Source organism: Streptomyces milbemycinicus (assembly GCF_002154605.1).
In the GTDB taxonomy this organism is placed as follows: Bacteria; Actinomycetota; Actinomycetes; order Streptomycetales; family Streptomycetaceae; genus Streptomyces; species Streptomyces milbemycinicus.
The window spans coordinates 1-4,852 of sequence record NZ_MUNE01000377.1 but is presented as its reverse complement, the minus strand read 5'-3'; the positions used below and the strand labels follow the sequence as shown (position 1 = coordinate 4,852).

Annotated in this window: 2 protein-coding genes; both read left to right on the top strand. The window is 70.9% G+C overall.

The window, feature by feature from the left end:
* On the top strand, positions 1–3,573 hold a 3,573-nt coding region (locus CCN51_RS28785), incomplete at its 5' end, for a type I polyketide synthase (RefSeq protein ID WP_086860241.1).
* 123 nt (positions 3,574–3,696) lie between these two features.
* Positions 3,697–4,852: beta-ketoacyl synthase N-terminal-like domain-containing protein (locus tag CCN51_RS28780; RefSeq protein ID WP_211303262.1), on the top strand; the 1,156-nt coding region annotated here is incomplete at its 3' end.

Genomic DNA, 4,852 nt, shown 5'->3' with positions numbered 1-4,852 from the left:
ATGTCGGTGGGGTTGCCGTTGTCTGAGGTGGAGTCTCGGCTTGAGCGGTTCGGGGGGTTGGTTGAGGTTGCGGCGTTGAATGGTCCGGCGTCGGTGGTGGTGGCGGGTGATCCGGGTGCGCTTGATGAGTTGTTGGCGGAGTGTGAGGCGCGGGAGGTGCGGGTGCGTAAGGTTCCGGTGGATTATGCGTCGCACACGTCGCATGTCGAGCGTATCGAGGGGAAGCTGGCCGGGCTGCTGGCGGGCCTCGAACCGCAGCCGTCCCGGATCCCGATGTACTCCACGGTGACGAGCGAGGTCATCGACACGGCAGGCATGGATGCCGCGTACTGGTACCGCAACTTGCGCCAGACGGTTCGTTTCGAGGAGACCATCGGCGCCGTCCTGGAGGCGGGGGACGCTGTCTTCATCGAGGTGTCCGCGCACCCGGTGCTGGCCGTCGGGGTGGAGGAGACCGCTGAGGCCCGCGGCGCGGAGGGCACGGTGGCGCTCGGATCGCTGCGCCGTGACGAGGGTGGCTTGGACCGCTTCCTGACCTCCCTCGCCGAGGCCTACGCCCAGGGCGTGGCCATCGACTGGACGCAGGCATTCAAGGGGGTCGGGCCCGTGCGAGTGGACCTGCCCACGTACGCCTTCCAGCGCAAGCGCTACTGGCTGGACACCTCCGGTGTCTCGGCCGGTGCGGGCGCGGCCTCCGGCCTCGGGATCGACTCCGCGGAGCACCCGTTGCTCGGCGCCGCCGTGGAGCTGCCGGACTCCGAAGGCGTCGTGTTCACGGGCCGGTTGTCGCTGCGTACGCACCCATGGCTCGCCGACCACGCGGTGGGGGACACCGTGCTGCTGCCCGGCACCGCATTCGTGGAACTGGCCATCCGCGCGGGCGACGAGGTCGGCTGCGATGTGGTCGAGGAGCTGACACTCCAAACCGCGCTGATCCTCCCCGAGCGCGGCGGCATGCAGCTGCGGCTCACGGTCGCCGAACCGGACGAGACCGGTCGCCGCGCACTGAGCGTCTACTCGCGGCGCGACGTGGAGACCGCCGACGAGCCCTGGACGTGCCATGCCACGGGAGTGCTGGCGGTCGGCGCGCCCACCGCGTCGTGGAACCTGGCGGCGTGGCCCCCCGCGGGTGCGACCGCCGTGGCCACCGACGGGCTGTACGACGCGCTGACCGAGGTCGGGCACGGCTACGGGCCGGTCTTCCAGGGCCTGCGCGCGGCCTGGCGGCGTGGTGAGGAGATCTTCGCCGAGGTCGTGCTCCCCGAGGACCATCAGTCCGAAGCCGCCCGCTTCGGCGTCCACCCGGCCCTGCTCGACTCCGCGCTGCACGCCGTCGGGCTCGGCATCGTCGCCCCGGAGACGGCCCGCGACAGCGGCGCCGGAGCTCCCAGGGCTCGGCTGCCGTTCGCCTGGCGCGGAGTGTCCCTGTACGCCGCGGGCGCCGCGCTGCTACGGGTGGCCCTGACGCCGGGCGGCGCGGACGCGATGACCGTGGCGGTCGCCGACGGGACCGGCGCCCCGGTGGCCAAGGCCGAGTCCCTTGTGCTGCGCCCCGTCGACCCGCAGCAGTTCGGCGGCGCCCAGGGCGGTCAGCACGATTCGCTCTTCCACATCGAGTGGATCAGCCGACCGGTGTCCGGCGACGCCTTCGCCCCCACCACCGCTCGCTGGTCACTCGTGGGCGACGACCGCCTCGGCCTGGGGGCCGGGCTGAGCGGCACACGGGTCTTGGCCAAGCCGTACGAGGACCTGGCCTCGCTGCGTGACAGTCTTGCCGAGGGCGAGCCCGCTCCCGAGGTCATCCTGGTCAGCTGCGCGCCCCAGATCGAGGCCACGCCGGGGGCCACGGCCGACGCCGCGCGCGGCGCGGTGCACCAGGCCCTCGCTCTGGCGCAGCAGTGGCTGGCCGCGGACCAGCGGTTCGCCGAGTCGAGGCTGGTCGTGGTGACCCGCGGCGCGGTGGCCACGGGGACGGGCGAGGACGTAGGAGACCTCGCGGCGGCCCCGGTGTGGGGTTTGCTGCGCTCGGCGGAGTCGGAAAACCCGGGCCGCTTTGTCCTCCTGGACACCGACGACTCGGAGCCGTCGTGGCAGGCCCTGCCCGCGGCGGTGGCGTGGGCGGTGGCCCAGGACGAGTCGCAGGTGGTGCTGCGCGCCGGCGAGGTACGGGTGCCGCGCCTGGCGCGGGTCCCGCTCCCGGCCCGGGCCGACGAGGCGCAGACGGAGCCCGCGGCGAGCGCGTTCGGCTCGGGAACGGTACTGATCACGGGCGCGACCGGAACGCTGGGTGGCGTCTTCGCCAAACACCTCGTCGCCAGGCACGGCGTGCGCCGACTGCTGCTGGTGAGCAGGAGCGGGCCCGCCGCCCAAGGCGCCGATGAACTGGTGGGACAGCTCGCCGAGCTCGGGGCCGACGCCACCGTGGCGGCATGCGATGTGGCCGATCGCGTGGCGCTGGCGGAACTCCTCGCCTCCGTACCGGCGGAGCATCCGCTCACCGGCGTCGTGCACACCGCCGGCGCGCTGGACGACGGGGTGATCTCCTCCCTGACCCCGGACCGCGTCGACAAGGTGCTGCGCCCCAAGGTAGACGCGCTGTTCCATCTGCACGAGCTGACGCGTGACCTGGACCTCTCGGCGTTCGTGTTCTTCTCCTCGGCCGCCGCGACCTTCGGCAGCGCAGGGCAGGGAAACTACGCAGCGGCCAACGTGTTCGGCGACGCACTCGTCCACCACCGCAGGGCCCAGGGACTGCCCGCGGTTTCGCTCGGCTGGGGCTTCTGGGCCCAGAGCAGCGGCATGACCGGCGACCTCACCGACGCCGACATACAGCGCATGGCGCGCGGCGGTATGACCCCGCTGCGCACCGCGAAGGGCCTTGAACTGTTCGACACCGCCCAAGGCATCGATGAGGCGCTGCTGCTGCCCATGCAGTTGGAGGCCGCCGCGCTGCGCCGCCCGGTCACCGCCGATGCCGTTCCCGTGATGATGCGCGGCCTGATCCGCGCACCGGCGCGGCGCACGGCCGAGGCGGGAGCGGCGGGCGGCGACGCCACGCTCAAGCAGCGGCTCGCGGGCCTCTCCGACACCGAACGGGAACGCGCGCTGCTGGACCTCGTTCGCGCGCAGGCGGCGGCCGTGCTGGGTTTCGCCACACACGACGCGGTGGATCCCGGGCGAGGCTTCCTGGAAGTCGGATTCGACTCGCTCACGGCGGTCGAGCTCCGCAACCGTCTGAACGCCGCCACCGGGCTGCGGCTGCCCGCCACCCTGATCTTCGACCACCCCACGCCCCATGCGCTGGCCGCATTGCTGCGCACCGAAATCCGCCTGGACGGGGTCGAGGCCGGGCCCTCGCTGGTCGAGGAATTCGACCGGCTGGAGTCGGTGCTGTCAGCCGTGGCCGCGGACGACGGTAAACGCGTCGAGGTCATGGTCCGGATGAAAGCCCTCATGGCCAAGCTCGGTGGCACGGAGGGAGCGACCGCCGACCTCGATGACGACGGGGATCTGGATGACGCGACGGATGACGAACTGTTCAGCGCTCTCGAGAACGAGCTGAGGAAGTCCTGAACCACATGACCGCGACTATGGCCGTGACGGTGTAGGCGGCACAGACCGTGCCGATAGTGCACAACCGATGTTTCGCCCGAAGTTTTAGCCACGTTCGCCGATTTTGTGAGGAACTGATCCCGAATGGCCAGTGAGGATAAGCTCCGCGCCTACCTCAAGTTGGCGACCACCGACCTCCGCCAGACCCGTCGACGGCTGGAGGAACTGGAAGCCAAGGAATCCGAGCCCATCGCGATCGTGGGCATGGCCTGCCGGTATCCAGGTGGCGTGGCTTCGCCCGAGGAGCTGTGGGACCTGGTCGCCACTGGCACCGACGCCGTCTCCGACTTCCCGGTGGACCGTGGCTGGGACGTCGAGAACCTGTACGACGCGGATCCGGACCGACAAGGCAAGAGCTATGTGCGGGAGGGCGGTTTCCTGCACGACACCGCCGACTTCGATCCGGCGTTCTTCGGGATCTCGCCGCGCGAGGCGTTCGCGATGGATCCGCAGCAGCGGCTGCTGCTGGAGACGTCCTGGGAGGCGCTGGAACACGCGGGTATCGACCCGCACTCCGTACGGGGCACCAAAGCTGGTGTCTTCGCGGGCGTGATGTACAGCGACTATGTGTCCCGGCTGAAGGCAGCCCCTGAGGGCTTCGAGGGCTACCTGGGCAATGGCAGTGCGGGCAGCGTCGCGTCGGGACGTATCGCTTACACCCTGGGCCTTGAGGGGCCTGCGGTCACGGTGGACACAGCCTGCTCGTCCTCGCTGGTCGCCCTGCATCTGGCGGCCCACGCGCTGCGTCGTGGGGAGTGCACGCTCGCCTTGGCCGGCGGTGTCACCGTGATGTCGTCGCCGATGGCGTTCGTGGAGTTCAGCCGCCAGCGCGGCCTTGCGCTCGACGGGCGCTGCAAGTCCTTCTCGGACGCGGCGGACGGCGCCGGTTGGGCCGAGGGTGCGGGGATGCTGCTGCTGGAGCGGCTGTCCGATGCGCGGCGCAACGGGCATCCGGTGCTTGCGGTGGTGCGGGGTTCAGCGGTGAACCAGGACGGCGCAAGCAGCGGCCTGACCGCGCCCAATGGTCCAGCTCAGCAGCGGGTGATCCGGCAGGCATTGGCCAGCGCCGGACTCTCGGCCGCAGAGGTGGATGTGGTGGAGGCGCATGGTACGGGGACGACGTTGGGTGATCCGATTGAGGCGCAGGCGTTGTTGGCGACGTATGGGCAGGGTCGGCCGGGGGGTCGGCCGTTGTGGTTGGGGTCGTTGAAGTCGAATGTCGGTCATGCGCAGGCGGCTG